Here is a 2,565-nt window from a genome sequence, read left to right as displayed (position 1 = left end):
TGCAGGCGGCGCTCGTGCGGGCGCCGGGGGTGCGCGTGAGCTACATCTGGGGCGGATCTCTGAAAGACAACGAGGTCGGGCCGGCGGTCTACGCCTTCCTTGGGCAGGCGCTCGCGGCGGGCAGCTACCGTGCCGAGCCGGCGGCGACGATCGTGGGCGACGGGCTGGACGCGATCCCGGATGCCCTGGCCAAGCTGCGCGCGGGGGTGTCGGCCGCCAAGCTGGTGGTCACGGTGTGAGGGGGGTTTCGACGGCGGCTACCCGTCGTAGACGTCCTTGCGGTGACCGAGGGTAACCACCGCGATCAGCAGAACGTCATCGTGAATCGTGTAGGTGATCCGGTAGTCGCCGACTCGCACGCGAAGGCCGTCGCGACCCTGAAGGGCCTTCGCGCCGGGCGGACGCGGGCTTTCGCCGAGGAGAGCGATGGCTCCCTGAATGCGGGGGCGATCGTGCGGGTCGATGCGTCGCAGCGCCGTCACCGCCGCCGGGCGGAGCTTGATGCGGTAGCTCACTCCCAGCCCAGATCGGCCTTCACCTGAGCCCACGGGATGTTGCCACCCTCGCCGGCCATGGCCTCATCGAAGGCGGCGATGTCGTCGGCATCCTCGAGTGCTTCGATCATCCGCGCATAGCGTTCGGGGCTGATGAGCACCGCCTTTACCTTGCCGTGGCGCTCGACGAATACCGCTTCGGTCTGCGCTCGCTCGATGAGTTCGGGGAGGCGGGCACGGGCATCCGTCACGCTGATGTGCGACATGGGGTCAGTGTACATTCTGGTGGATGAAATGTACGTTTTTCTCGTGGTCGCGTCTTCTCCTCCACAGGCTCGTTTCGCGAAAGATCTTCTACTTTCGAACATACGTTCGAGGTGCGAAAATGGATGCATGGACCTCCTCACATCGACCCTCGCCGCCGCCGCGCGTGCCCTGGGTGAGGTCCGTGTCGAGGGATTGGGCCGCGCCAGCGACTCGGATCTGCTGGCTTTGATCGCCGCGGCGGCCCACAATGAGCGGGTCGCGCGGGCGCACTCGTCGCTGCTGGCCGGCGAGTTGGCGCGTCGGTCGGCTCCCGAGCTCGGGCACGCCGGCCTTGCGCAGCGCAGCGGGTACCGCACGCCGCAGAAGCTGCTCCAGGCGACGACCGGCTCGTCGGCGCGAGAGGCCGCTCACGTCACGCGCGTCGGCGGGCTGGCGCAGACGCACCCGTGGCTCGCAGTTGTTGCCGCGGCGGTCGAGACGCAGTCGGTCTCGACAGAGGCGGCCGACTCGATCCGGGCGGGGCTCGGGCAGCCGAGCGAGGCGGTACCGGCCGAACTGTTGGCTTCTGCCGCGGCTGGCCTGCTCGACGAGGCCGCGACGCTCGACGCCGATCAGGTGTTCGTGAACGCCCGCGAAGTCCGCGACCACCTGGATGCCGTGGGCATCGTCGACCGTGAGCGCGCCGCCCGCGAAGCCCGCTCGTTCGGGCTCCACCGACTGCGCGACGGCAGCGTGCGGGTCGTCTGGCACCTCGACCCGATCGAGGGCTCGGTGATCTCGGAGGTCTTCGACCGGGCCACCTCGCCGCGTCGCGGCGGGCCCCGATTCGTCTCCGACTCCGACCGCGCCCAGCAGATCGCCGACGATCCGCGCAGCACCGAGCAGCTGGCCTCCGACGTGTTCTTCGAGCTCGTCACCGCGGGCGCCGAGGTGCAGCCCGGGCAGCTACTCGGTCGCGGTGCGCCCGCGGTGCGCGTCACGATCACTGAACAGCAGCTCATCGCCCGCACCGGCCACGGCCGTCTGCAGCGCACGCAGCAGCCCGTCTCGATCGAGACGATCGAGCGACTCGCCTGCACGCAGGGCACCGTCACCGTCGTGTTCGACCAGCACGGCCAGCCGCTCGACGTCGGCCGTGAGCAGCGACTCTTCACTCCCCGCCAGCGCACCGCCCTGGCCGAACGCGACGGCGGATGCCGCTGGACGGACTGCAATCGCCCACCCACCTGGACCGAAGCGCACCACATCGACCACTGGGCCCGCGACGGCGGCCGCACCGACGTGGCCGCCGGCATCCTGCTCTGCAAGCATCACCACCTGCTGCTCCACGACCACCACTGGCAGATCGAGCGGCGAGGTTCCGACCGCTCGGAGTACTGGCTGATCCCGCCGCCCGGGAGTCTCGACCCGAGCCCTCGGATGCTGCCGAGCAGCAGTCGAGCGCTGGCCGAGCTGCTGGCTGGGTGAGGTGCTGACTGGCTGGCTGAGCTCCTGGCCTACCGATTCTTGGACCGTGCTTGCGCTCGAGTTACCCCGAAATCAATCAGTGCCCCTGGAGGGATTCGAACCCTAACTTCAGCCCAACCGTAGAGCGACACAGCTTGAAAAACCCCGGCAAATCAGGGCAATTCGATGACTACGGCCGCATTCGGTCTAGCTCGTTTGCCCACAAGTGTGGGCAAACCGTGGGCAAAGTCAACAGCGTTGTTAACGCCGACTGAAAACGGGGCCACTGTCGCCGATTGAAAACAGGGCCACTGTCGTGTGGTTCTAGTGTGCCTCAGTCGAGGTGGGGTGGTGGCCT

The 2,565-nt window shown here is 68.2% G+C and carries 3 protein-coding genes and 1 pseudogene; 2 read left to right on the top strand and 2 right to left on the bottom strand.

Annotated features, from left to right (window positions below; all coding sequences use genetic code 11):
• A pseudogene (locus tag ACHZD8_RS05635) lies at positions 1 to 239 on the top strand (Zn-dependent oxidoreductase); the annotation flags it as partial.
• An 18-nt stretch (positions 240 to 257) separates the two neighbouring features.
• On the opposite strand, the gene ACHZD8_RS05630 reads toward ACHZD8_RS05635, so the two are convergent.
• Together ACHZD8_RS05630 and ACHZD8_RS05625 are read right to left on the bottom strand one after the other, a co-directional pair.
• Entirely contained in the window at positions 258 to 515 is a 258-nt protein-coding gene (locus tag ACHZD8_RS05630) for a type II toxin-antitoxin system RelE/ParE family toxin (RefSeq protein WP_394769183.1), read from the bottom strand.
• Positions 512 to 760: a type II toxin-antitoxin system Phd/YefM family antitoxin gene (locus ACHZD8_RS05625; protein WP_394769182.1), complete on the bottom strand. Its 249-nt coding sequence runs from the start codon at positions 758 to 760 to the stop codon at positions 512 to 514. Before ACHZD8_RS05625 ends, ACHZD8_RS05630 begins: the two co-directional genes overlap by 4 nt.
• 127 nt (positions 761 to 887) lie before the next feature.
• Here ACHZD8_RS05625 and ACHZD8_RS05620 point away from each other — a divergent pair, with 127 nt between their 5' ends.
• The gene (locus tag ACHZD8_RS05620; protein WP_394769181.1) at positions 888 to 2,228 is read left to right on the top strand and encodes a DUF222 domain-containing protein; all 1,341 of its coding nucleotides are present in this window, start codon (positions 888 to 890) and stop codon (positions 2,226 to 2,228) included.
• The last annotated feature ends 337 nt before the right edge of the window (positions 2,229 to 2,565 follow it).

The sequence above is a fragment of the Lacisediminihabitans sp. genome (assembly GCF_043726815.1).
Classification (GTDB): domain Bacteria; phylum Actinomycetota; class Actinomycetes; order Actinomycetales; family Microbacteriaceae; genus Lacisediminihabitans.
This window is presented reverse-complemented; position numbering and strand designations above follow the sequence as displayed.